We start from the raw sequence: 24,131 nt of genomic DNA, 5'->3' as shown, positions 1-24,131 counted from the left end.
CAGCAATTTTGCTGTCGCGATCGCACTCTTGATCGGTCTGGTGCCTCACTAGACCGATCAAGGCCCTTGGTTGCCGCCGCATGTCAGCTCAGCGTAAACGCTGAACACAAACATCAAGAGACAATAGCCAGGATAGTAGGGGCATGGAACAGTCGGCGTTGTCAAGTGCCGTGTGTGAGGAGGTAACTGTTGGCACCTGAAAACCGGATGCGTGGTTTGGGCCACATCGAATCGCCCTCAAACAACAAGTGCACACCAACAAACAGCTAATCCCGCTTTCTCTCAACACCGTATACAAGATCTGACGCGAATGGCACTTAATCGGCGTAAGTTGTAGCGTGGCAAGGGGTTAAGCAGGGTTGACAGCAAGACGCTTCACTTGCGATTAGTTTGGGTATCTCAACCCCCGAACTCTCATCGCAAGGAAGCGTCTCGTGTCTTGTCCTAACTTCAACTCGCTACGCGCTCTCGTCGAGCAGGCCCGTTGTTCCGGTGATCTCTTTTTTGCATCGCTCATTTCCAGCAAGACTATCCAGTCAGTGTTCGGTGATGCAAGTGCCGTTTTGGATTCGGCGCGAATTTACAACACGATGGTCACGTTGTGGGTGTTTCTCTCCCAAGTAATGAGCATTGACCACGGCTGCGTTTCCGCCGTTGCTCGTTTGATTGTATACCGTGTTGCCAGTGGGCTACCAGCATGTTCAGCAAAAACAGGAGCCTACTGCATCGCGCGAGACAAACTCGACGAGGATTCGATGCAGCGACTCGTCACCCAAAGTGGTCGCGAAATCGAGGCTTCAACGCCAGGAGCTTGGCGTTGGAACGGTCATCGAGTGGTAACTGCTGACGGAACCACTGTCACCATGGAAGACACTCAAGCGAACCAGGCGGAGTATCCTCAGCAACAGGGACAGGCGGAAGGATGCGGGCAGCCGATCGCCAGGATGGTGGTCATGTTTGCATTGGCCTCTGGGGTGGTCCTTGAAATGGCTATGGGAAAATATCGTGGCAAGCAAACTGGCGAGATAAGCCTCTATCGCGAGATTGAGGATTGCCTGGAAAAAGACGATGTATTCCTCGCCGATCGAGCTTATGCCGGTTGGTTTGACATGGCGCGGGCAATGAAGCGTGGAGTCCACGTTGTCGTAAGGAAGCACCATATGCGATCGAGTGACTTCCGTACTGGCAAACGCCTCGGCAAAGATGACCACATCATCGTCCTTGAGCGACCTGATCGCCGTCCGTGGATGAGCCGTGAAGAATATCTGAGCTATCCGAAATTCATAGAGATTCGTGAAATTCGGATTCGCGTTGAGACGAAAGGATTTCGCACACGCGAGATCATTGTTCACACGTCCTTGCTTGACGCGGAAAGATACAGTCACGAGGAACTTGCTTCGCTTTATCGTCGCCGTTGGCAAGCAGAACTAAATCTGCGCAGCCTGAAAACGGTGATGCAAATGGACCATCTTCGTTGCAAGGAACCACATCGTGTGCGCAATGAAGTTCGTGCTCACATGTTAGCTTACAACTTGATTCGTCAGCTGATGGTCGAAGCTGCGATGGAGGCAGAGGTTGGGCCTTGGCAGTTGAGCTTCAAATCAACGCTTTCAAGCTTCATCGAGCTACTGCCGTTGCTTTCCGTGATTAAAAGCGAATCCGACCTCTGTGCGATACTCTATGCGTGCTGCCAATCTCACTCGGTTGGTAATCGACCGGATCGATATGAACCAAGACGCAAAAAGCGGCGGCCAAAAAACTACAAGCTGCTGCAGAAGCCAAGACGAGAATATAAACCCAATGAGGAGTAAGACTTACGCCGATTAAGTGCCATTCAGATCTGACGCCGGCGAAGCCTCACCGCTGGACTCGCTCACGTCCTCCATCGCTCGAACACATCTGCGAAACGTCGCATGGCTAGCGGCTCCACAGAAGTTCTACTTCACCGCCAGGCTGGTCGCTGGTAGAGAGGCAACGATTGTTAACCGTCAGTTCTCAGGGGCCGGCAAAGATCTAGTTGATAGTGCGAAAAATCGCTCCACATCAATTCTAATGACGGAGCAGCATTACCAAAGCCACATACGGGGATCTTTTCTAACCCGAAGCCAGTAAATGACGTGCGGCGCGAGGACTTTCGTGATATAAGTGGGGATGGGGTCGCGGAGGACTTCGCCGTTTTTTTCTTCGCTACTGGTAGGCAATGTCGAATTGCATATAACCGTTGTCAGTGAGATCAAGTGGGGACTTTAGGCTTCTTCCTCGATTAGCTAGTGCTTTGTCAGGGATAAAAATTAGGGTTGCGTAGAATTGAAAAATCTGCGCTCATTCACGAAGCCAAATTCAATCCACGGAGGGTTTTGTGATGAGTGAGAAGAAGTATATCGTTCGTTTGTCGGATGCGGAACGGAAAGAATGTGCGGAGGTTATCGGCAAACTCAAGGGGACTGGCCAGAAGGTTCGCCGGGCTCAAGTGCTACTGAAGGCCGATGCGGATGGTCCGGCTTGGACGGATGCTCAAATTGCCGACGCCTTTTCTTGTCGCACAAAGACAGTCGAGAATATCAGGCAACGATTCGTTGAACTCGGTTTTGAGCAAACGCTTGATCGAAAGCCATCGCCTACCGCTGGGGCAAAGAAACTGCTCGATGGAAGCGAAGAGGCGAAAATCATTGCAATGCGACTTGGTTCACCACCAGAAGGCTATGGAAAGTGGACGCTCCGGTTGTTGGCTCGAAAGGTCGTGGAGTTGGAAGTGGTGGAAAAAGTCAGCCATGAAACGGTACGTCAAACGCTAAAAAAAATCGCATGACCAATCGCAGTATCGAGTACTGGGTAATCCCACCGGAATGTGACGCTGAGTTTGTTGCCCACATGGAAAATGTGCTTGAAACGTACGAAAAGCCGTACAATCCTTCGCAACCGGTGATTTGCATGGATGAGCAACCGGTGCAACTGATCAAGGAGACGCGGCAACCGATCCCGGCGACCAAAGACCATCCACAGCGAGTTGACTATGAGTATGAGCGCAACGGCACTGCTTCGATTTTCATGTTCTGCGAACCTCTTGGTGGCTGGCGTCAGGCAACCGCGCGTGATCAGCGGACAAAGTTCGATTGGGCTCAGGAAGTAGCCTCGCTTCTGGATGGGAGATACGCAGAATGCGAACGAATCACACTTGTTTGCGACAACTTGAACACCCATACGATCGGTGCCTTCTACGAAGCGTTTGAACCTGAACGAGCCCGCTCCTACGTTCGGCGAATTGATTTTTGCTTCACGCCCAAACACGGTAGCTGGTTGAATATTGCGGAGAACGAACTCAGCAGCATGACTCGGCAATGTGTCGCAGGACGTCGAATCGGCGAACTGGAAATCCTGCAGCGAGAAATTGCAGCCTGGTCAGAGGATGTGAACAGCACTCATCGCAGCGTCGACTGGCAAATGAAAATCGACGACGCAAGGTGCAAACTAAAATCCGTCTACCCTAAAATTCAAGCCTGACAAAGCACTAGTGGTAAGACAAACGGGAAGTTGCCAATGATATTTTTTAATTCAGAGAGCAATTGCGTGATAGTGCTTCGGCTGCAGAAGGGTCGTTTGCGGTGAGGGACCTGCTAAGACCTTGTCTGGGCATTGGCCAAGATCTACCGTTCGAGCAAACAGGAATCCGCTTGATCGCTTCCGCTACCTGGCCGCAGGCAAATCTTTGTCCTCGTGCTCCGATTTGAGCTATTGGGCGAATACCATGAGCAACGGTAAATTTGATCCTCCACAGCTTGCCGATGAAGTTGCGCATGGCAATAGCTCACCACGGGGCAATGCCGGCTGCCTAGTCGTGCGCGCGTGCGGTCTGGTTTCGACGATTTTTGGTGTTCTTTGTTTCGCAGCAATCTTCGGAGGTTTCTACCTTAGTCACTTCTTGTTTCCAGACTTTACCTCTCAAAACCACTTCAAAGAGACAATTGAGACCCTGGTGATATTTGTCATTTTGGCCAGTATAGCAATTCTGCTCGGATTATTTGGCATCATCTTCTTCTTTCTTGGTTTACTAGGTGGTTTGATTGGTCTGTTAGACTCGGATGCTTCCCCTGCGGATAGGATTGTGGCTTGTGTTGCGGCAGGGGTGCCCGCGGTCGCATTTGTTACGGCCTTCTCATTGTCGATGTTGGAGAAGATTGGCACTTGGCAGCGTGCCTTGATATTCTCGGCAGCCTGTGTTTTGGTCATTCTCATTGTGTGGCGTCTGAGAACGAGGGTCAAACAATCTCGTCAAGCGTTTCTATCATGACGGCGACCTCCAGTTCAAATAAGCGACCGAGCTATTCGGACGGTCATTTCCTGATTATGAGAAATCCGCGGCGAATTTTCGGTGGATTTGATGACAGAAACGGGAGCTTAGCGACTTCTGCAACGGCCAGCTTTTTGAGTGCCCGGAGCGACGCGAGCAGTGTCAAACGCGTGGGCACGAGCGGACTTTAGGTGAACGTCAAGCTTCGCGACGCAAATTGACTTTGCTTGGACAGAGCAACTGATGGTGTCTGTAAGTTTCCCCACCGTTGGCGCTGGTTGCTATCGACTGGATTTCGGCTCCCGCCAAGGTATCGGTGTGTCTTCGGAATGGTTTCGAGGTCCCAGGGGCGTTGATAGACTTGGTTCGCGACCGGTGATGTTTTTGAATGCTAACCAACTTTTTGGTGTTTCGGTACAGGGTTAGAGTGCGAGCGAGCCGGTCTCAAACTCATTCGGTGCCGTAAAATCCAACATTTCTGAGAGGCACCGTACATAGAAGGTTCCATTTCAGGGTCGGTCCGGGCAGAGTGTTGTCGCGAAGCGGTTTCCTTTCAGGGAGGGTTTTTGATGGGACGAGGAGGAACTCAAGGCGTCTGCCTCTCCAAGTTACTACCCCGCAAAACCACCTGGTCCAATAGTGTTCGGCACAAGATTTGCGCACTGATATTCCACTGAAATTGGCACGGCATTTGCGCCAGCAAGCGCATGTTTTTCCCGTCTGCCAAGCTGTCAGCTACGCGCTCTCCCACTGGGAAGGCTTCGCCAGGGTCAGGCTTGAATGGCACTTAATCGGCGTAAGTCTTACTCCTCATTGGGTTTATATTCTCGTCTTGGCTTCTGCAGCAGCTTGTAGTTTTTTGGCCGCCGCTTTTTGCGTCTTGGTTCATATCGATCCGGTCGATTACCAACCGAGTGAGATTGGCAGCACGCATAGAGTATCGCACAGAGGTCGGATTCGCTTTTAATCACGGAAAGCAACGGCAGTAGCTCGATGAAGCTTGAAAGCGTTGATTTGAAGCTCAACTGCCAAGGCCCAACCTCTGCCTCCATCGCAGCTTCGACCATCAGCTGACGAATCAAGTTGTAAGCTAACATGTGAGCACGAACTTCTGTAGAAATTTAGACTTGATCTGACACTCACCATTGGATAGAGGAAGGCATTGCCGGTTGCTAGCTGCACGAAGGGAGCGCAGCGACCGGAGTAAAGCTAGCAACCGGCGGTCAACCTCGCAGGACGGGAGTGTCGAAATGACGAACGAACGGAAGATCATTCAGAATAAGATCGGGATGCTTAAGCTGGCCGAAAGGTTAGGGAATGTGTCGGAGGCCTGCAAGGTCTTTGGTTACTCCAGGGACAGTTTTTATCGCTTCAAGGATCTATATCAAACAGGGGGCGAGGAGGCTCTCAAAGAGATTTCCAAGAAGAAGCCTGTGGTCAAGAACCGCGTCGATCCAGCCGTTGAAGAAGCGGTTCTCAAAATGGCTTTTGAGAAGCCCGCCCATGGTCAGGTTCGGGTAAGCAACGAGCTAAAAAAGCACGGGCATTTGGTGTCACCTGGTGGCGTACGAAGCATCTGGTTGCGAAACGGTCTTGAGACCTTCAAGAAGCGACTCAAAGCGCTTGAAGCGAAAGTCGCGCAAGATGGCGGCGTGCTCACGGAGGAACAAGTGGTTGCTCTTGAGAAAGCTAAGCTCGAAAAGGAAGCTCATGGTCAAATTGAAACAGAGCATCCCGGGTATTTGGTGGCGCAAGATACTTTCTATGTCGGCACCATTAAAGGCGTGGGAAGGATCTATCAGCAGACTGTTATCGATACGTATTCTCGAGTCGCATTTGCGAAGCTATATGATCGCAAGAATGCGTTGGTAGCTGCCGATATGCTTAATGACCAAGTGGTTCCGTTCTTCGAAGGAGAAGGGGTTTCGTTGCTACGCATGCTCACCGATCGAGGCACTGAATACTGTGGCAATCGAGAGCATCATGAGTATCAACTCTACATGGCTCTCGAGAACATCGATCACACCAAAACCAAAGCTAGAAGCCCTCAAACCAACGGTATCTGCGAACGGTTTCACAAGACGATGCTTCAGGAGTTCTACCAGATCGCGTTTCGCAAAACGCTCTATGAATCCATCGAGCAGCTCCAAGCGGATGTCGATGAATGGATGCGGAGTTACAACGAAGAACGACCACATAGCGGAAGATTCTGTTTCGGGAAGACTCCGAGACAAACTTTCGATGACTCGAAGAAACTGGCCGAACAGAAAATGCTCGACCAGCTCTTACAGCCCAGTGCGTAATCTGGGTAAAACATGTCAGATCAAGTTCTGGCTACTACAGCGAGGAATACATCGTCTTTTTCCAGGCAATCCTCAATCTCGCGATAGAGGCTTATCTCGCCAGTTTGCTTGCCACGATATTTTCCCATAGCCATTTCAAGGACCACCCCAGAGGCCAATGCAAACATGACCACCATCCTGGCGATCGGCTGCCCGCATCCTTCCGCCTGTCCCTGTTGCTGAGGATACTCCGCCTGGTTCGCTTGAGTGTCTTCCATGGTGACAGTGGTTCCGTCAGCAGTTACCACTCGATGACCGTTCCAACGCCAAGCTCCTGGCGTTGAAGCCTCGATTTCGCGACCACTTTGGGTGACGAGTCGCTGCATCGAATCCTCGTCGAGTTTGTCTCGCGCGATGCAGTAGGCTCCTGTTTTTGCTGAACATGCTGGTAGCCCACTGGCAACACGGTATACAATCAAACGAGCAACGGCGGAAACGCAGCCGTGGTCAATGCTCATTACTTGGGAGAGAAACACCCACAACGTGACCATCGTGTTGTAAATTCGCGCCGAATCCAAAACGGCACTTGCATCACCGAACACTGACTGGATAGTCTTGCTGGAAATGAGCGATGCAAAAAAGAGATCACCGGAACAACGGGCCTGCTCGACGCGAGCGCGTAGCGAGTTGAAGTTAGGACAAGACACGAGACGCTTCCTTGCGATGAGAGTTCGGGGGTTGAGATACCCAAACTAATCGCAAGTGAAGCGTCTTGCTGTCAATCCTGCTTAACCCCTTGCCACGCTACAACTTACGCCGATTAAGTGCCATTCAGGCCAGACCCCGGCGAAGCCTTCCACGCTGCAACTTACGCCGATTAAGTGCCATTCAGGCCAGACCCCGGCGAAGCCTTCCAAAGCGTGCTTGCCGGTATGCCCAGTGGAATGCTTCTACGAAGTTGAAGCAATCGATGTTGATCCGCTGCCCCAGGCGCATGCGGCAAACAGTGTCGGTGCCCCATTCGCTTGGCGACTTCCCGCTGTGAGAGTCCATCGACGATTACCATCCGCCGAATGAGTCCGTGCTGTTGCATGCTGAGCACCCCTGGATCTGCCGGTGCATCGAGAGCGAAATCCCAAATGGGATGGCTCAACGCACCGGCACCCCCAAGCCCCCCCACAAACCACCTGGCCTCGTTTTCGGCTGCCAGGGTGGTCCCCTTTTACACCGCCATCTCCAATCATCAATCCTCTCATTTTATCGACTACTACAACAACAGGACCATGGCACACCCTTACAACTGGGCGTAAACTGGCAAAATCCTGGTGGATGAATGATCAATCGCATTTCGAGCAGATTGGATGCCACAGGCCGAGCTAATTCATTCTCGCGGCAATAGGAGTGTTGTACCATGCATGAGATTCTCACGGGCATCGGATTCCTGCTTCCCACAGTTACAATAATTGCACTCGCCATTTGGGCGGCCGTGCGCTTAGCACGAGCCGTTGTTCGAAATAACTTCCGGCAGGTAGGACAGTCGGCAACCGCGGATAGAAGCCCCTTGTTGGTGAAATTACCCTTCATCATATTTGCGATCGGACTTGTCATAACGGCTGTGTTAGTATTAAGAAGTGGTAACTGGACCTGGATCGACCTTGTACGAGTTGTTTTAATCGCACTCTGTTGCTTCGGTTTAGGCGAGCTGATCACTTGGGTAGCAGTCAGAATAAAGAAGGCATTCCAACACGAATAGCCGTCATGCAAGCATTCGACCACTACACCGTACTCGTAAATGACTTCAATCGCTTCGGGTAGTGGTTCGAGATGCCGATTGGCATTTTCTAACAGCGTTAAAATGCGACCATAATTTGGTTCAAAAACGGCGAGTTCTGCGACCGCAATCCGTCCGGCAACACCTTGAATCGGTTCTCTTTCTGGACATCGATCTTTTTTCCTCCGGCGACGGCCGTAGACTCTTTGTCAGGGACGGCTGCGCCAGGGATCGCGGTAGGGACGGCCGTTACCGGCCGCCCCCCGCACAGATCCGTACGCGAAGCACTACCTCATACGGCTCTTGCTGCTAGTCGAGCGCGAAATCGGTCTTTCGGATAAGGATGCAGGATCTTCGGTTGCGGTAGATGCTGTTTGACCAACCGGTTCATTCGTTCCCAAGGCCATGCTGCTCGGCCCTTCTGACTGCGACGCCGCAGTTGATGCAGCCAGAGCTTCGTGACTTCGGTGACGAATTCGTCGAGTTGGCCATAGTTATCCGGAACGGCATGGTATCCCATCCATCCGCGAATCACACTGGCTAACCAACGACCGGTAGCTGCTGGGAGCCTTCCCTCGGCTAACTCCGCCGATGCTTCAGTTGCATCTTTGTTCGCTGGATTCGACGGTACTACGCTCCCATCTGACTTCCCATCAGCGTTCATGCCAGCCGTGCCCTCTGTGAGGTTCGCTGACCGTTCCAGTCGAGTGCTGGAAACCGATGGGCCCTCCCGGTTCTCGCGCTTGGAATGTCTCCAGCCCCTTCGAGGAAGGCCGAAGCCGATGGCTAATCGTTCTTCGTAAGACTCTTTCATTCTCTATTCCAAGCCGGTTTATCCCGGCACTCTCAGGCTTTGTGTTCGGTGTTCAGACTTTGCCTGATCTCGTTTCCCGGCGGGGCTCCCTGGTCGCACCAAGTCCCTCGGCAGCAGTCGCATTGCAGCTCAGCGTAATCGCGGAACACCAACACCAAGAGACAGTAGGCAGAAAAATGGGGGCAGGAAGATGGCAGGGGCGCTCCCTCCATGACGCCTAGTATCTACCAAACGGCTGCTCTGGAACTTTTGGGGAACACTAATCGTCACTGATTTACGCTAATCAAAAACCGCTGAGCTGATTAGTGCAAATCAGCGTGGATTAGTGGTTTGCTTTCCTCGCGGCGGCGCTTCATCTTCTTGGCGTGCTTCGCCCGAGCCCCTTAGCTGGCCGCATGCCAGCTCTGTGTAAACGTTGAAGACAAACAGAGGAGACAGTGGGTAGGAAGGTGGGGCTGGAAAATGCGGGTGATATTCTACTGCCTAACCGTTCAGGGCTTGGATTGCAAGCAACACGGTGAGCCTTCGCGGTTGCAATAAGTCGTGGGTCTTCGAACCACTTAAACTCGAGACTTGAACATCTCGCTGATCGACTGGTCGTGGTGGATGCGTTTGATGGCTTCGGCCAGCAGACGTCCGACTGAGAGCGGCACGAGGTTTGGCAAGACTTCGGCGCTGGGCAGTGGAATCGTATTGGCAACCGCCAAAGAGCTGACCGGGGCGGAGCGGATGTTTTCGATTGCCGGTCCGCAGAGGACTCCGTGGGTGGCGGCAATATGAATTTCTTTTGCCCCCGCTTGGTGAACCAACTTGGCAGCTCCGCATATGCTACCCGCGGTGCTGATCATATCGTCAAACATGACGGCGATCTTGCCCTCGACGGGGCCGCCGATGATGGTGTTCTGCTTGGTCTCCAAAGCGCTGGTACGTCGCTTGTCGACGATTGCCAGCGAGCCTCCCAGGCGTTTGGAATGCCCCAGTGCGCGTTTAATGCTCCCTTCATCAGGGCTGACGACGACGATCTCCTCGGGATCCCAGCCCATGCTGGCAAAATGGTTGTTGAGCACCGGGGCGGCGTAGAGGTGATCGACCGGCACATCGAAGAAGCCTTGGATCTGAGCCGCGTGCAGGTCCATGGTCAGCACGCGGTCGGCACCAGCGCGGACAATCAAATTGGCTGCCAGCTTGGCCGTAATCGGCACCCGCCCCTCGTCCTTGCGATCTTGCCGAGCGTAACCGTAATAAGGAATGACCGCCGTAATCCGATCGGCACTGGCCCGCTTGCAACTGTCGATCATGATCAACAGTTCCATCAAGTGGTCATTGACCGGGGGGCAAGTTGGTTGCACCAGGAAGACGTCGCGACCCCGCACATCCTCGTCGACTTTACAATAATTTTCACCGTCGGGAAATTTGCCCAACGTAATGCCCGCTGGCGACAGATGCAGGAAGCCGCAAATTTCCCGAGTAAGTTCAGGATTGGCTCGACCACTGAAAATCTTGAGTTCACGCACGGACTCAGAGACTCCGAAAATATGAGTTAGCAGGCCCAGGGAGAGTGAGCCACGCTGCACAGAGCGGGGGATGTGGGGTGGGTTTAAGCATTCAAGGGATATCCCATCTCGGCCATTTTGGCTTCGACGAGCGATAGCTCATCAATCGTGTTGACGCTCAGCGATTCGCAATCGGCCAGCACGGGTAGCGCGTTAACGGGGCGCCCCTGCTCGAGCAAGATACCGGGCGCGTCGGTTAGATAATACTCGCCTTGAGCATTATCGTTACGCAAACAATTGAGCGCTGTGAGCAAATCGGGGCCGGCAAACAGATAGGTACTCATGTTCACTTCGCGGATCGCTCGCTCTTCCGGCGTCGCATCCTTGTGTTCGACGATGCGCTGAAACTTGCCCGCCGAGTCGCGGACGATGCGTCCCAAACCGGTCGGATCTTCTTTGATCAGCGTGCCCAGCAAGGCGGCCGTTTGGTGTTCGGCTTGGTGAGTCAACAGATGTTGCAGGCTAGTCGATTGGAGCAGCGGTGAATCACCGGTAACCACGATCACCGGGCCTTGCTGGCCTTGCAACGCGGGAGCGGCCATCTGCACCGCGTGTCCGGTACCCAACTGCTCGGTCTGGTCCACCGTCTCAATCGTCACCCCCCGTGGATTTGGGCGACTTTGCAATTCGGCTCGGACCTGATCGGCTTCGTAACCAACGACGACGATCATTCTACGAACGCCGGAGCGTTCCAAAGCGTCGAGCACGTAGTGGATCATCGGTCGGCCGCAAACGGGAAACAGCACTTTGGGGAGATCGCTGTTCATGCGAGTCCCTTTACCGGCGGCCAAAACTACGGCGACTGGGTCGTTCATGGAGCACCACTGAGTTTGCGAAGCGAAGTGCCAGTATCTTGCCAATCGTTGGCCGATCTGACGAGGGGCGTCCGGGAGAAAAGTGGCGGCGAGTGGGCTTGTAAGCCGGGTTCTGTACCGTAATTGGGAACCACTGGGGCAATCCAACCACGGTGACAGCCATTTATCTGGGACAGCAGTTGCCTGCTGCCTCGAGCAACCTACCCGGAAGTCAAATGAGACGGACCGCCTCTCCTCCCTGTTTGGTCTTGCACCGGATGGGGTTTACCTAGCCGATCGAGTCACCCCGACCGCTGGTGCGCTCTTACCGCACCGTTTCACCCTTACCACGCACCACCTCAAAAAGGCAGCGCGTTCGGCGGTTTGCTTTCTGTTGCACTTTCCCTAGCCTCACGACCGGTCGGCGTTACCGACCATCCTGTCCTGCGGTGCCCGGACTTTCCTCCCGTCTCGCAGTTCCGCAAGCGAAACCACAAATCGAGCGACTGCCCGACCCACTCACCACCACCAATGCATTCTAAGCTGCTAAAGCTAAGCGGCGGAACCGCGTGTCCCGCCGAATTGCCCAACCTTTCCCCAAGCCCAACGCACGCTAACAGTGCCCGCTGGCTTTTCAATTTCCGCCGGTTTTTTCCGCCGGTTTTTCAGTCGCAGTCGGCTTTTTGGCGTCGGCTTTGGCAGGTTTGATTACGGGCGGCAATTCTTTTCCCTTGGGGATGAACTTCATTGAGATGGAATTGACGCAGTGGCGGGTGTTGGTTTCGGTAAACCCTTCACCAAAAAACACGTGCCCCAAGTGCCCGCTGCAGTTGTGACAAATAATCTCGGTGCGAAACCCATCAGCGTCGGGTACCCGATCAACAGCCCCTTTGATCTCATCGTCAAAGGCGGGCCAGCCACAATTGGAGTGGAATTTCGAGTTTGACTCGTAAAGCCGCGCGTTACAGCGGCGACAAATGTAAGTCCCCGGGTCCTCGGTATCGGTGTATTCGCCGATGAAAGCCCGTTCGGTACCCTTCTGCAAAATCACCCACTTTTCCATCTCGTTCAGCGGATTGTACTCGGTCGGTGGTTGGGACTCAGACACTTTTGTTCCTTCGGTTGCAGTGGATACGGGATCGGTAGCTTTTTCTTTGGCAGTCTCATCTCCAGCAGTTTCTTCATCTCCAGCAGTTTCTTCATCTCCAGCAGTTTCTTCATCTCCAGCAGTTTCGGGGCCGGCAGGCGAGTCGGGTGTTGGCGGCAATTCGAGCCCCGAGTTAGGTTCAGCAGCGAGTGCGCTGTCATCCGCCACCATGGGGACATCGCTGGGATATTCAGTGGTAGAGACCATCTGTTCGTCGCAACCAATTGCGGCGAACAGTAAGAGAAGCAGGCTGAGTGAGATTAATTTCATGGCTTTACACCAAATAGGTGGAACTGGGAGGGGGGACCAGCAGGCATATTCGACGACTGCCAAGTCATTTTAGTCTAGCGGCTCGCCTAGTTGCAGGGCAACGCGAACTCCCGCCGCTTTGCTTGACCGCCCGCCCCCAAGGAAAGCATTTCGACAGCGGCAGCGGACCGGCGCGTTGCTGGGTTAAATGCCGGGCATTTTTGCGATCATGGTGGCTTGGAGGTCGACGCCTGCCTGTCTGCGAGTACATTAGGGTAATGGTTGCAGGTTGTAATGCAGCACGACGAAACCTTGGACAGTGGCTTGGTTGAACGATGCCGATTCGCGTTAATTGCTCTTGTGGCAAGACGATGACCGTGAAAGACGAGTTCGCTGGGAAAGCGGTGCGTTGCCCCGCTTGCAAGACTGGCATTCGCGTGCCGGCGACCAGCGCGGCTACGCGGACTGCGACGACGGGCGGGCGCACTGCGAGTGGAGCGGCGCAACCGGGTTCAACCGCGACTGCGGCAACGCCAGCCGATTTGGGGCTGGGAGGATTGTTTGACGAGGAAGGCATCGCTGGGTTTGCCGGGCCAGCGTGCCCCAGTTGCGGCGGCCAACTGAAACCCGGAGCCGTGCTCTGTACCCACTGTGGTACCAATTTGCAAACCGGCCAGCGTTTGGCCGGGCATGAGGAGGCGGCCGCGCAAGCTTCGAAGTACGGCCATCGTCAACTCGACGAGGCGGTAATGTCGATGGCCGCTGACGATGAAATGCAGCGGCGGACCACAAACGTTGGCATGCCCTGGTGGTTTCTGTTGATCATGCTGGTGTTCTTGGGGTTCTTCTCGTTCGCGGCAGTTACCATCGTCAACGCGGCCAACGCTGGCTCCGACGCGACGGGCTTTGCCGGTACGATCAAAGGTTACGCTGCCAACAAAAACATCGTCTGGGGCTGCATCATCAGCGGCTTGATTGTGCAGGGGATCGCCCGCATCTGGTTGGTGATCAAAGGGTTTATGTTGTCGGTCGGCGACGGCTTGGTAACGCTGTTTTTGTACCACAAGTTTCTTGGACAGTTGGGTGAGCACCCGGTCATCGGCTTGGTTTACACGCTCGGCTTTTTCACCACCCTGAGCGGGCTCGGCCTGGCAGTCGCCGATTGGTTGGGGAAATAGCCAGTTGCGGAAAGCCTGAGAAAACTCAGCAGAGTCCGGCGATCGGTTGTCCGTGATAAATCGGATGCGGACGATCCTCCGCATCGTGCCAGACCGCCGTCGCGGGAATCCCCAACGCGTGATAAATCGTGGCGGCAAAGTCTTCTGGCGTGACGGGTTGGGATGCCGGGTAAGCTCCGATCGCATCGGTAGAGCCGATGACGTTACCTCCCTGAACGCCCCCACCGGCAAACAGCACCGATTGGGCGGCGCCCCAGTGATCGCGTCCAGGCAACTTATAGTGTTTTTCCAGCAGCGAAATTTTTGGCGTCCGCCCAAATTCGCTCGCCACCACCACCAGCGTCTCCTCCAATTCGCCGCTCGCGGCGAGATCGTCGAGCAGTGCCGAGAGGGCCCGATCGGTCGGCGGCAATAACTTGTCCTTCAAGTGCGGAAAAGCGTTGCCGTGCGTATCCCACGATTCGTTGTTACCCAGGTTGACCTGGATCAAATTGACGCCCGAACTGACCAACCGCCGGGCCATCAACAGCGACCAACCGAAAGCGTTGTTGCCGTATCGTTCGAGATCCCGATCGTTCGAGCGGGTCACATCCAAGGCCCGCTGAATCTTGCTGTCGGTGAGCAAAGAAATCGCGCCCTGCCGAAGCCGATCGAATTTTTCCGTTTCAGCAAAACCGGCCAACGCTTGACGCTGCCGGCGGAGGCTTTCGAGCAACTGCAAACGGCCTTCGATGCGCCGCAGTCCCAGTCCCTCGGGGAGACTCAACTGAGGAGCCTGAAAGATCCGTTCATCGGCCACTCCCCGCTGTTGATGATCGAAACTGTACTGCGGAAAAGCTCCGTAGGCTTTGTTGTGAAAGGGGGCAGCCTGAATCATCCATGGATCGTGAGGCGAACCCATCTCACCAGCGTCTTGGCCGGGAATGATGCGGCCGCTGGAATGGACCAAACGCTCCGGCAACACGACGGCCGGCGGTAGATTATTTCGCGGCAAGGTGGCCCGACCGGCAATCGCAGCAATCGCCGAGTGGTCGCTGCGACTCGGTTGGTTGGGGCTAAAACCAGTTGGCAACTGCGAGCGCCCCGTCAGCATGATGTGATGCGCGGCGGAATGTTCGTTGGACTGATGGGTCAGCGAACGACAGATCGCCCACGCTTCACTCCGCTGGGCGAGCAGCGGCAAGTGCTCGCAGATCTGCAGCCCGGGCGTTTTGGTCGCGATCGGGCTGAACTCGCCTCGCACGCTGTCAGTCGCCAGCGGCTTCATGTCAAAGCTCTCGTGTTGTGCTAGGCCGCCAGAGAGGAATATAAAGATGCACGATTTCGCCTTACCGGCAGGCAATTCGCTCCCGCTGGCTCCTTCGCTCCCGCTAGCCCGAGCATCACGCAGGCCGGCTAGATGGTTCATCCCTAAACCGAGAATCCCAATCGCACCCGCTTGCAAAGCTTGGCGTCGGGATAATGGATTATGTTGCCAAGGCGTGGGCGAGCCGGACTGGAGTCGAGCCATGATGCACCTGCAACGAAGGGGGGGAGACTCTAAGCGTGGCCGATTATCAACTCTCAGCATACCCGATCTCCAACCGTTAAGCACGAATTGGCTAGCGGAGAAGATGTCGCAAACGCCGCAACGGAATGAGGGCAAGCAGACATGCTGCCAGGATGCAGGCTGGAATCGCCAGTTCGACCAACTCTTCGGTGGCAACCACCGGCATCTGCGTGGCCTGGGGAAGCTCAGCGCCCAGTGAGCTGAAAACGCGTCGGCTGGAGTCGAGTCCCTTTGAGATTGGCAGCAACAACAGGCCGACAGCAACCAGCAAGGACACTGATTTGCCCGCTAGCAGATCGGCGACAGATGCCCGCGAGTGCCGTGAGATAGTGGCGATTAACAGCCAACCGATCAGCCCCATCACCGCGATGGCCAGCAGTCTCTCGGGAATTGCCACCGAGGAATCGAAATAGGAACTGAGCTTCATAATCCCGCCGGAGGTCCACAGTTTGAGCCAATCAAACTCACGGCAAGCCAATAAGACCAAGCACAAACCGAGCATCGCATGGCTGGCACCCGCTCCCTGCCGAAGCGACTGAGAAGTTGCCGCAGAGCACTTGTGCGAGCTGCGGGGGGGGCGCACAGGCATGCCCAGGAACTTCAGCAAGGAAAACGCAATCAACCCAGAGCCGATCGTCAAATATCCCCAACCCGAGGCCATTTCGATCGGCCCCGCTTCGCTTAACCACCACTGAAACTCTCCTCGGCGAAGGCTCGCCAGCATCCAGGCATGGGCAAACAGCCAGCAAATACGCCAACAACTGCGATCAGCGACTTTTTGCCGACTGACAACCAATTGCCACTGGCACTTGACCGGCTTGCACCACGTTGAAGACCCGTTTGTGAGCTTGAGGTCATTTCCTCTTCAACATGAAGAAAATCTTCAGCTGCGGAGAATCTGCTGGCCAGAATGCGAAACATAAGATTGCTGAGGATGGGGGCTGGTAATTGACGAGCTCTCCTCCCGTTCATAGAGAACTCTTCGGCCGGAGCCGTCACAGCAAGTTGAACCGCCTGGCGTCGAGCCAGAATTCGTCCCCAATCAGCTCGAAATTCAACGAAGCTACATCAAAAACAGGCTGAAAATAAACAACGGACGAGACAATCCGACGCGACCCCCTGATTTGGCGAATGACTCGCCGGAATGTGAACAAACGGGGGGCAGGAATTGCGGCCCGGAGGCACCAACGGGCTGAAATCGGGATTCAGCGCTCAGATTCGATTAACCAAATCCAATCGAGTGTAAAAACGACCCTATTTTTTGCGGCGCAATCATCGCCCTTAGAAGCCCCGAAGCTGCTGATGCGCCGCCGTTAAGGGAAGGTATCGCGAGAAAAAAGAAAAAACTTCAAAAAAGTAGTTGAGTTTTCTGAAACTTGCTTAGGATTTGAGTGTGTCGTGAAAGCGCATGCAGCAATACCCCCGACCGCAGAACCGCAGAAGGGGGTGAGGCACGTGTGCGTTAATTTCAACGTCTAGGCATTCACGCCCCCGAGCGGGGTGCAACGTCATTCCCTTTTTTTTGCATCATTGTGAATACGCCGTCGCAAGCGGCAGCCTGTGTAACGTTGGAGTCGTTTTTATTAGCCGGTGTTTGCTGGCGGGACATTCATGGCAAGATTTTTCATCATTTTTTGAGGTGTTTCACATGCGGAACGCACGACTTGAGACAACAGTCCGTGCTCGCCAAGGTTTTACCTTGGTGGAGTTGCTGGTGGTCATCGCGATCATTGGTATTTTGGTGGGTTTGCTTCTGCCGGCCGTGCAAGCGGCTCGTGAGGCTGCTCGTCGGATGAGCTGCCAGAACAACATGAAGCAGCTTGGGTTGGCGGTTCACAACCATGAATCGGCCACCAAGAAGTTTCCCCCGGGTTTCCAGGGCACGTTCAAGAACGAATTCGCCGCGTCGGCTGGCTATAAGCCAGACACCAACAGCTACACCGGGCACCTGGTGTACTTGTTTCCCTACATGGAAGCGACCCAGTTGTACCAACTTTGGTCGCAGAAGCGTGACTTGAACGTCGACAAGGGCGGAACTGGCGTGCCCACGACCGAAGCTTGGCGATATCGTCGCTGGGTCGAGGGTGCTTACCCCGCGGAAAGCTGCTGGGACCAATTGCAGTTCGGCATTTCCTCGCTGGTTTGCCCCTCGGACAACCCTGACTTTACCAACATCTGCGCAACTGAGATTTACACCACTCCTTCCGGTTGCACGATGCGTGGTTGGTTGACCGACGCGCTTGGCAAGACCAACTATCTCGGCTCGGCCGGGCAGTTGGGTGTTGGTATCGCCAGCCGCGATCGCTTCAAGGGTGTCTTCTATAGCCGTAGTAAAACCGGTTTCCGTGACGTCCGAGACGGCACCTCGAGCACATTTCTGTTCGGCGAAGTCACTGGCCTTTGGGGCGATCCGGTTCTCGCTGTTGACCGTCAGTGGTCGTTCAGCTGGAACATGGGCCCTCAATTCACCGAATGGCACCGCCCGGTTTACAACTTGCGTAACCAAAAGCACTGGTTCCGCTACAGCAGCATGCACCCTGCGGACATCATCCAGTTCACCATGTGTGACGGTGCTGTGAAGCCGATCAGCATGACCATCGATGCCCAGCTGCTGATCCACTTGTCGGCTATGGCTGATGGTCAAGTTGCTCAGATCCCTAACTAACCTGTCTATCGTTCTGTTTTCGAGGAACCCAATGAGACTATTTTTGTTAGCCGCTGTTCTCGCTTGCTTCGCCGGTTGCGGTGGGGAAACAGAAATCTCCCAACCAGAGACATATGTTCCACCAGCAGAAGAAGCGGCGACCGGAACTGATGGCAATGGTGGCGTTAGCGCTCCGCCAATGGTCGAGTAATCACCACATGCGGTGACGCTTTCGAGCGTTGCATACTCGGCAGATCGGCAGTGTCGCTTGGTCTGTTGCATTTCAAGTAATTGGTAAGCCGAGCTTAGAACGGGCTGGCTGAACATGTCTAACCTTTTCCACCTGGTCGTCCGGCAGGGCGGCCGGTGGTCAAGGATTGGATTGACGGTAGAAGCTAATCGTTTCAACCTCAACCACGCGTAGCATACACAGTGTAACGGTGCTCTTAGTACTTTTGTTCCGCGGTTTCTACGAATTTTCTCGTTTATTGCCAAAACCCTTCTTCTGTTGACGGGAGATATATCCGCAGGGGCTGCCTCAGTTGCCTGCCTAGTCGATGCTTCATCACCACTGGACATTAAGAAATTTACCTTCCTCACAAGCGACTCTTTCGGCGGGGTTAGCAATGGCGAAATCGCTTGCTGACCTCCCAAATGTGACCAAATCGCGCCGCGAGATGTTGATTTGGTTAAACAAATCTCCGTTGCGAGGGAATTTCTTCATAAATCTAGCGGGAAACGAACCGCCCTTAATGCTCGTTTTAAAAGTTAAAACGGCGCATCAAGGGATATCTTGCGTTTCCGGTCGCGAAAATTCCTAAAATTCTAGTTGATTTCCTGCAAATCTACTTAGAATTCGAGGGTGTCTTGGAACCGCTCGCTTTCTGGCGTCAGTCGCTAGCCTCTTTTGGCTGCGGGCTGGCATTTAGGACCGAGCGATACTTGACTGTCGCCGACGAGTTCACGCTCCCCTTCGCGGGTGGCAAACGTCATTCCCTTAATTTTGCTTTATTGTGAATTCGCCGCTCCGAGCGGTTGCTTGGCAGCAGTTGCAGTCGTTTTTATCAGTCGGTGTTACCGACGGGACGTCCACGGCAGGATTTTTCATCATTTTGTTTAGAGGTGATACACATGCGGGATGTACGACCTGAGTCAACAGTTCGTACTCGCCAAGGTTTTACCTTGGTTGAGTTGTTGGTGGTCATTGCGATCATCGGCATTCTGGTTGGTTTGCTGCTACCGGCCGTGCAAGCGGCTCGTGAAGCGGCACGCCGGATGAGCTGCCAGAACAACATGAAGCAGCTTGGTTTGGCGGTTCACAACCATGAATCGGCCACCAAGAAGTTTCCCCCGGGTTTCCAAGGGACCTTCAAGAACGAGTTCGCAGCCTCTGCGGGTTGGAAGACCGATACCAACAGCTACACGGGCCACTTGGTTTACTTGTTCCCGTACATGGAAGCGACTCAGCTTTACCAACTCTGGTCGCAGAAGCGTGACTTGAATGTCGACAAGGGCGGAACTGGCGTTCCCACTACGGAAGCTTGGCGCTATCGTCGCTGGGTCGACGGAGCTTACCCTGCAGAGAGCTGTTGGGACCAACTGCAATTCGGGATTTCTTCGCTGGTCTGTCCTTCAGACAACCCTGATTTCACCAACATTTGTGCGACTGAGATCTACACCACACCGAGTGGTTGCACGATGCAAGGTTGGGTAACTGATGCGCTGGGCAAGACCAACTACTTGGGCTCGGCTGGTCAATTGGGTGTTGGTATCGCCAGCCGCGATCGCTTCAAGGGTGTTTTCTACAGCCGCAGCAAGACTGGTTTCCGCGACGTTCGTGACGGAACATCCAGCACCTTCCTGTTTGGTGAAGTAACTGGTTTGTGGGGAGATCCCGTGTTGGCCGTTGACCGTCAATGGTCGTTCAGCTGGAACATGGGTCCTCAATTCACCGAGTGGCACCGCCCCGTGTACAACTTGGGCAACTCCAAGCAGTGGTTCCGCTTCAGCAGCATGCACCCGGCCGACATTATCCAGTTCACCATGTGTGACGGAGCTGTCAAGCCGATCAGCATGACGATTGACGCCCAGTTGTTGATCCACTTGTCGGCCATGGCTGACGGCCAAGTGGCTCAGATTCCTAACTAGTTCATCGATTATTTTGACCTTCCGAGGCTTGCTATGAGATTGTTGTTGTTAGCTGCAGTGCTGCTCTGTTTCGCTGGTTGCGGTGGCGAGACTGAGATTTCGCAACCGGAGCAGTTCGCGCCTCCAGCCGAGCCAGCAGCTGTCGGCTCAGGAGACGGTAACGGCGGCATGTCTGCCCCACCAATGGTCGAGTAATCAGCTTGCGGCAGCGCGCACGCGCGTTCTGCACAGGGCAAATTGATCGATTTGATTCAGGAAGCGGAGGATTCATCCTAGATGGATCCTTCGCTTTTTTTTATACTATGGTATAGTGGCTTTGTGGCTTATGTCGCCTTTCGATGTGACGCCGATCGCTGCAAACCTTCTTAGGGACATTTTCTTACATGCAATTCGCCGATCTTGGACTGGCTCAGCCCATCCTCCGTGCGGTCGAATCGTCTGGTTACTCAACTCCCACTCCCATCCAGCAGCGAGCCATTCCGGTTGTCTTGCAAGGACGTGATGTCTTGGGTTGTGCTCAAACGGGCACGGGTAAAACTGCCGCATTCGCGTTACCCATTCTTGATTTACTGCTTTCGGACCCGATTCCCAAAAAAGCCAAACGTTGGATTCGCGCCTTGGTGCTTTCGCCCACGCGAGAATTGGCCGCGCAGATCAGCGACAGTTTTCACGTCTATGGGAAGGGCACTAAGCTGCGTGTGACCACCATTTTCGGCGGCGTTGGCCAGCGAGCGCAGACTCGCGAACTGGAAGCTGGTGTTGATGTCGTGGTCGCCACCCCGGGACGTCTGTTGGATTTGATCAATCAAGGTTACGTTGATCTAAAAGATGTCGAAGTCTTTGTTTTGGACGAAGCCGATCAGATGCTCGACATGGGTTTCTTGCCCGATGTCCAGCGGATTGCCAAGCGGTTGCCGACCAAACGTCAGACTTTGCTGTTTTCAGCAACCATGCCGCCGCCGATTCGCGCCCTCTCCGGGCAATTATTGCATGACCCGGTATCGATTCAAATCGCTCCCGCCGGAACTGCGACCGAGCTTGTTGAGCAGCAAGTTTACCTGGTCGAAAAGAAGCAAAAGCCAGACCTCTTGGCTGATTTCCTCCAAAATCGGCCACCCGCCAGCACGCTGGTCTTCAGCCGCACCAAGTACGGAGCCGATGCGGTCGTCAAACGTTTGGAGAAAGCGGGCATTCAAGCCCGAGCAATCCACGGGAACAAGTCGCAGTCCAACCGTCAAAAGACTTTGGCACAATTCAAAAGTGGTGACATTGACACCCTGGTCGCGACCGACATTGCCGCCCGCGGAATTGATGTGACTGGCATTGATTATGTGGTCAACTACGACATGCCAGCAGCTCCTGAAACCTACGTGCACCGAATTGGCCGTACTGGCAGGGCGGGTGCCGTGGGGGTGGCAGTCTCGTTCTGCTCACCTGATGAACGCGAGCAACTCACCAAGATCGAGCGGCATCTAAAAAAGAAGATCACGCTGATCGCCGACACCACCGACCCGCTGGCGAGACCCGTTGCGACTCCGACCAAAGGTAAACCTGGCAAGGGCAAGCCAGGCAAAGGTAAGCAGCCGATAGCAGCAGGTCGTGGCGGCCAGCCCCGCGGTGGCGTAAAACGCTCGAGAAAACGTTTTCGCAAACCAACCTAAGCGGGTTGCTTACTGCAGGTAGTAGACGACGAGGCAAATTGCCAGCAAAAAAGTGGCCCAAAACGTCATCACGCTGGTCGACCAAGTCGTTCCCAGCGGCCCATGCACTCCGAAAATACGCTCGGCCGACTTCCAAAGCCGCTCGGTGACTTGCCCTCCATACGCTTCCAGCCAACGACCGCCGGCTCGCACCGGCGTCGCTCCTCCGCGAATCAGGGCTGGCAGCAAGCGGCGGTAGATCCAATCGGTATCAAGGTTCGTGGCGCGTTTCTCATCAGGGTACAATCCCGTTTTCATTAGCACCACGAAAGCCAAGGCGGCAAACATCAGTAGCTGCAATTGCGTTACCACGTGGGTCGTCGTGTAGGGATGATAGTCCGTGGGGTAAGGGAGCATCCCATATAGCACCGGGTAAGCCACACCCAGGGCGATGCAAAGAAAGGCTGCGATTGCCATCGCGCACAGCATATTCCAAGGCGCTTCTTCAACGCGTTTGCCCGAATCGTGCCCAAAGAAAGCGAAGAAAGGTATCTTAATCCCCGAGTGCTCCATCACACCGGCGGAGGCAATCAGCAGGATGATCCACACCCAGAACTGATGTTCCTCGGCAGCCGCTGTGATAATCATTGATTTGCTGATGAATCCACTGAGCAGTGGAAAACCAGAAATTGCCGCCGCACCAACGATGCAAAACAGCGTCGTCCAGGGCATCGAGCGGTGTAACCCACCCAGCTCGGTCGCCTTAATCGTACCAACTCGATACAACACGGCCCCCATCGACATGAACAATAACGACTTGTAGATGATGTGACTGAAAGCGTGGGCAAAGGCACCATTGAGTGCCAATTCCGTACCGATCCCGATCCCCACAACCATAAAACCTAATTGGTTGTTGAGACTATAAGCCAGCACGCGTCGTAGATCGTTCTCAATGACCGCGAACACAATCGGGAACAGCGTCATTGCGCAACCGATATAGATCAGCGGTTCAAAGCCGGCAAAGCCACGAGCCAAGGCGTAAATCGCCAACTTCGTCGTGAACGCGCTGAGAAATACTGTGCCCGTGGGACTCGCCTCGGGATAAGCGTCTTGCAGCCAATTGTGCAGTAAAGGAAAGGCAGCTTTGATCCCAAACGCCAACAAAATCAAACTGCTGGCGAGATTCAGTTCGCTCGTTTCTCCTAGCAAACTCTCAAACTTTAACGAGCCAGTTTCCACAAACCGAATAATGGCTCCCGAGAGCAGCAACACACCCGAACCAACTTGAATAATCAAATACCGCATGCCGGCTCGGAACGAGCCTTCCCGATCGCTGGCCCAGATCAGAAACACGCTGGTCACAGCGGTCAGTTCCCAATAAACAAACAGGGTCAGCAGATCGCCAGCCGCCACCGCGCCGATCGCCGCACCGGCGTAGGCTAGCGCTGCGACGTGCTGCCGAGCATCACGGACATGCAGCGCATAGATCGCTGCCAAGATAGCGGCAAGATGAAATACGATCCCAAATAGGCGGCTGATCTTATCGATCCGCGTGATCTCAATGGAGGCCCCTAAGAAATTCCAAACTGACGAAATTCCTTGCGGCGCGTAAAGAAAACAGACCAGGCTGAGGCAAGACAACGCCAGCACCGAAACCGCTTGCAAGCGGCGGGGAAACACGGCCACCAGCAACGCGCCGACGACCATGATCAAGCCGGGCGGAATCTGCTCAATGAGGCTAACGATCATAATAGTCCTCTGGACGACGAACGAGAATCCGCAGCAAACGACCGAGGAAAACGATGATCACAAAAGCGATGAAGCCAAACCATGCTTGAAAACCAAAAGTCATCTCGAGATCGAAATGAGGATGCGGGTTTTCGTAGAATAAATCTGCGACGACCAGTCCTACACAGACCACGACCAAGCCAATAATCATGCCCCGAATGTTGCCGGGACGTTCAAACCACGTCGGCGCCCCGCTGTCGTTGCCAATACGGTGTTTACTTGCGGTGGCCTTGCCTGCTGGGCGCGGCCCTCGCTGGGAGTGACGGTTTTGTTTTGCAGCCATAAG

21 protein-coding genes and 1 other RNA gene are annotated in these 24,131 nt (G+C 54.4%); 11 read left to right on the top strand and 11 right to left on the bottom strand.

Going from position 1 to position 24,131, the window contains the following annotated elements; translation table 11 throughout:
• Nucleotides 1–434 precede the first annotated feature (434 nt).
• The 4 genes from SH139x_RS22770 (at nt 435) to SH139x_RS22755 (ending at nt 4,288) form a co-directional block, all read left to right on the top strand.
• Nucleotides 435–1,811 (top strand): IS4 family transposase, encoded by a 1,377-nt coding sequence (locus tag SH139x_RS22770; protein WP_488352062.1) that lies wholly within the window; start codon nt 435–437, stop codon nt 1,809–1,811.
• A gap of 551 nt (nt 1,812–2,362) precedes the next feature.
• Nucleotides 2,363–2,809 carry a helix-turn-helix domain-containing protein gene (locus tag SH139x_RS22765; RefSeq protein WP_488351180.1) on the top strand — a complete coding sequence of 149 codons (447 nt, stop codon included), beginning with the start codon at nt 2,363–2,365 and terminating at the stop codon, nt 2,807–2,809.
• The gene (locus tag SH139x_RS22760; protein WP_488352061.1) at nt 2,806–3,501 is read left to right on the top strand and encodes an IS630 family transposase; all 696 of its coding nucleotides are present in this window, start codon (nt 2,806–2,808) and stop codon (nt 3,499–3,501) included. Before SH139x_RS22765 ends, SH139x_RS22760 begins: the two co-directional genes overlap by 4 nt.
• Before the next feature lie 244 nt (nt 3,502–3,745).
• Nucleotides 3,746–4,288: a hypothetical protein gene (locus tag SH139x_RS22755; protein ID WP_488352060.1), complete on the top strand. Its 543-nt coding sequence runs from the start codon at nt 3,746–3,748 to the stop codon at nt 4,286–4,288.
• Between the two features lie 803 nt (nt 4,289–5,091).
• Here SH139x_RS22755 and SH139x_RS22750 read toward each other — a convergent pair.
• Complete coding sequence (locus tag SH139x_RS22750) at nt 5,092–5,385, bottom strand: hypothetical protein (RefSeq protein WP_488352059.1); 294 nt, start codon at nt 5,383–5,385, stop codon at nt 5,092–5,094.
• Nucleotides 5,386–5,538: 153 nt separating this feature from the next.
• On the opposite strand from SH139x_RS22750, the gene SH139x_RS22745 reads away from it, so the two are divergent.
• Nucleotides 5,539–6,591 carry an IS481 family transposase gene (locus tag SH139x_RS22745; protein WP_488350742.1) on the top strand — a complete coding sequence of 351 codons (1,053 nt, stop codon included), beginning with the start codon at nt 5,539–5,541 and terminating at the stop codon, nt 6,589–6,591.
• Nucleotides 6,592–6,611: 20 nt separating this feature from the next.
• Here SH139x_RS22745 and SH139x_RS22740 read toward each other — a convergent pair whose 3' ends face one another.
• From SH139x_RS22740 to SH139x_RS22715, 6 genes are all read right to left on the bottom strand, one after another.
• Entirely contained in the window at nt 6,612–7,277 is a 666-nt protein-coding gene (locus SH139x_RS22740; RefSeq protein WP_488352058.1) for a transposase, read from the bottom strand.
• Between the two features lie 170 nt (nt 7,278–7,447).
• A complete protein-coding gene (locus SH139x_RS22735; RefSeq protein WP_488352057.1) occupies nt 7,448–7,723 on the bottom strand; it encodes a hypothetical protein in 276 nt (91 codons plus the stop codon).
• Between the two features lie 1,992 nt (nt 7,724–9,715).
• Nucleotides 9,716–10,669, bottom strand: a complete 954-nt coding sequence (locus tag SH139x_RS22730) for a ribose-phosphate diphosphokinase (protein ID WP_488352056.1) — start codon at nt 10,667–10,669, stop codon at nt 9,716–9,718.
• Nucleotides 10,670–10,752: 83 nt separating this feature from the next.
• On the bottom strand, nt 10,753–11,523 hold the full coding sequence (locus tag SH139x_RS22725; protein WP_488352055.1) for an NTP transferase domain-containing protein: 771 nt from the start codon (nt 11,521–11,523) through the stop codon (nt 10,753–10,755).
• Between the two features lie 85 nt (nt 11,524–11,608).
• An RNA gene (rnpB, locus tag SH139x_RS22720) (RNase P RNA component class A) lies at nt 11,609–12,024 on the bottom strand.
• Between the two features lie 112 nt (nt 12,025–12,136).
• A complete protein-coding gene (locus tag SH139x_RS22715; RefSeq protein ID WP_488352054.1) occupies nt 12,137–12,919 on the bottom strand; it encodes a methionine-R-sulfoxide reductase in 783 nt (260 codons plus the stop codon).
• A 350-nt stretch (nt 12,920–13,269) separates the two neighbouring features.
• Between SH139x_RS22715 and SH139x_RS22710 the strand changes: the two genes are divergently transcribed.
• On the top strand, nt 13,270–14,076 hold the full coding sequence (locus SH139x_RS22710) for a zinc ribbon domain-containing protein (protein ID WP_488352053.1): 807 nt from the start codon (nt 13,270–13,272) through the stop codon (nt 14,074–14,076).
• 25 nt (nt 14,077–14,101) lie between these two features.
• Here the strand turns inward: SH139x_RS22710 and SH139x_RS22705 are convergent, their stop codons facing one another.
• Complete coding sequence (locus tag SH139x_RS22705) at nt 14,102–15,586, bottom strand: DUF1501 domain-containing protein (protein ID WP_488352052.1); 1,485 nt, start codon at nt 15,584–15,586, stop codon at nt 14,102–14,104.
• Nucleotides 15,587–15,677: 91 nt separating this feature from the next.
• The gene (locus SH139x_RS22700; RefSeq protein WP_488352051.1) at nt 15,678–16,349 is read right to left on the bottom strand and encodes a hypothetical protein; all 672 of its coding nucleotides are present in this window, start codon (nt 16,347–16,349) and stop codon (nt 15,678–15,680) included.
• 924 nt (nt 16,350–17,273) lie between these two features.
• Here SH139x_RS22700 and SH139x_RS22695 point away from each other — a divergent pair.
• The 5 genes from SH139x_RS22695 (at nt 17,274) to SH139x_RS22675 (ending at nt 22,078) form a co-directional block, all read left to right on the top strand.
• Entirely contained in the window at nt 17,274–18,290 is a 1,017-nt protein-coding gene (locus tag SH139x_RS22695) for a DUF1559 family PulG-like putative transporter (protein ID WP_488352050.1), read from the top strand.
• A gap of 31 nt (nt 18,291–18,321) precedes the next feature.
• Nucleotides 18,322–18,480 (top strand): hypothetical protein, encoded by a 159-nt coding sequence (locus SH139x_RS22690; protein ID WP_488352049.1) that lies wholly within the window; start codon nt 18,322–18,324, stop codon nt 18,478–18,480.
• A 920-nt stretch (nt 18,481–19,400) separates the two neighbouring features.
• Nucleotides 19,401–20,417 carry a DUF1559 family PulG-like putative transporter gene (locus tag SH139x_RS22685; RefSeq protein ID WP_488352048.1) on the top strand — a complete coding sequence of 339 codons (1,017 nt, stop codon included), beginning with the start codon at nt 19,401–19,403 and terminating at the stop codon, nt 20,415–20,417.
• A 33-nt stretch (nt 20,418–20,450) separates the two neighbouring features.
• Nucleotides 20,451–20,612: a hypothetical protein gene (locus SH139x_RS22680; protein ID WP_488352047.1), complete on the top strand. Its 162-nt coding sequence runs from the start codon at nt 20,451–20,453 to the stop codon at nt 20,610–20,612.
• Nucleotides 20,613–20,800: 188 nt separating this feature from the next.
• Nucleotides 20,801–22,078 (top strand): DEAD/DEAH box helicase, encoded by a 1,278-nt coding sequence (locus SH139x_RS22675; RefSeq protein ID WP_488352046.1) that lies wholly within the window; start codon nt 20,801–20,803, stop codon nt 22,076–22,078.
• Nucleotides 22,079–22,087: 9 nt separating this feature from the next.
• On the opposite strand, the gene SH139x_RS22670 is transcribed toward SH139x_RS22675, so the two are convergent.
• Nucleotides 22,088–23,806: a Na(+)/H(+) antiporter subunit D gene (locus tag SH139x_RS22670; protein ID WP_488352045.1), complete on the bottom strand. Its 1,719-nt coding sequence runs from the start codon at nt 23,804–23,806 to the stop codon at nt 22,088–22,090.
• Entirely contained in the window at nt 23,796–24,128 is a 333-nt protein-coding gene (locus tag SH139x_RS22665) for a hypothetical protein (RefSeq protein ID WP_488352044.1), read from the bottom strand. Before SH139x_RS22665 ends, SH139x_RS22670 begins: the two co-directional genes overlap by 11 nt.
• Between the last annotated feature and the right edge of the window lie 3 nt (nt 24,129–24,131).

This window comes from Kothea flammea (assembly GCF_052161645.1).
Classification (GTDB): domain Bacteria; phylum Planctomycetota; class Planctomycetia; order Pirellulales; family Pirellulaceae; genus Laterigemmans.
Note: the sequence above shows the minus strand (reverse complement) of the source record. Positions and strands in the feature narration are given on the sequence as shown.

Bases quoted from the DNA above. Each gene is read 5' to 3' on its own strand.
- SH139x_RS22665 (WP_488352044.1), bottom strand. From the start codon at position 24,128: ATGGCTGCAAAACAAAACCGTCACTCCCAGCGAGGGCCGCGCCCAGCA.
- SH139x_RS22710 (WP_488352053.1), top strand. From the start codon at position 13,270: ATGACCGTGAAAGACGAGTTCGCTGGGAAAGCGGTGCGTTGCCCCGCT.
- SH139x_RS22705 (WP_488352052.1), bottom strand. From the start codon at position 15,586: ATGGCTCGACTCCAGTCCGGCTCGCCCACGCCTTGGCAACATAATCCA.
- SH139x_RS22715 (WP_488352054.1), bottom strand. From the start codon at position 12,919: ATGAAATTAATCTCACTCAGCCTGCTTCTCTTACTGTTCGCCGCAATT.
- SH139x_RS22695 (WP_488352050.1), top strand. From the start codon at position 17,274: ATGCGGAACGCACGACTTGAGACAACAGTCCGTGCTCGCCAAGGTTTT.
- SH139x_RS22670 (WP_488352045.1), bottom strand. From the start codon at position 23,806: ATGATCGTTAGCCTCATTGAGCAGATTCCGCCCGGCTTGATCATGGTC.
- SH139x_RS22690 (WP_488352049.1), top strand. From the start codon at position 18,322: ATGAGACTATTTTTGTTAGCCGCTGTTCTCGCTTGCTTCGCCGGTTGC.
- SH139x_RS22685 (WP_488352048.1), top strand. From the start codon at position 19,401: ATGCGGGATGTACGACCTGAGTCAACAGTTCGTACTCGCCAAGGTTTT.
- SH139x_RS22755 (WP_488352060.1), top strand. From the start codon at position 3,746: ATGAGCAACGGTAAATTTGATCCTCCACAGCTTGCCGATGAAGTTGCG.
- SH139x_RS22725 (WP_488352055.1), bottom strand. From the start codon at position 11,523: ATGAACGACCCAGTCGCCGTAGTTTTGGCCGCCGGTAAAGGGACTCGC.
- SH139x_RS22675 (WP_488352046.1), top strand. From the start codon at position 20,801: ATGCAATTCGCCGATCTTGGACTGGCTCAGCCCATCCTCCGTGCGGTC.
- SH139x_RS22760 (WP_488352061.1), top strand. From the start codon at position 2,806: ATGACCAATCGCAGTATCGAGTACTGGGTAATCCCACCGGAATGTGAC.
- SH139x_RS22750 (WP_488352059.1), bottom strand. From the start codon at position 5,385: ATGTTAGCTTACAACTTGATTCGTCAGCTGATGGTCGAAGCTGCGATG.
- SH139x_RS22765 (WP_488351180.1), top strand. From the start codon at position 2,363: ATGAGTGAGAAGAAGTATATCGTTCGTTTGTCGGATGCGGAACGGAAA.
- SH139x_RS22700 (WP_488352051.1), bottom strand. From the start codon at position 16,349: ATGCTGGCGAGCCTTCGCCGAGGAGAGTTTCAGTGGTGGTTAAGCGAA.
- SH139x_RS22745 (WP_488350742.1), top strand. From the start codon at position 5,539: ATGACGAACGAACGGAAGATCATTCAGAATAAGATCGGGATGCTTAAG.
- SH139x_RS22680 (WP_488352047.1), top strand. From the start codon at position 20,451: ATGAGATTGTTGTTGTTAGCTGCAGTGCTGCTCTGTTTCGCTGGTTGC.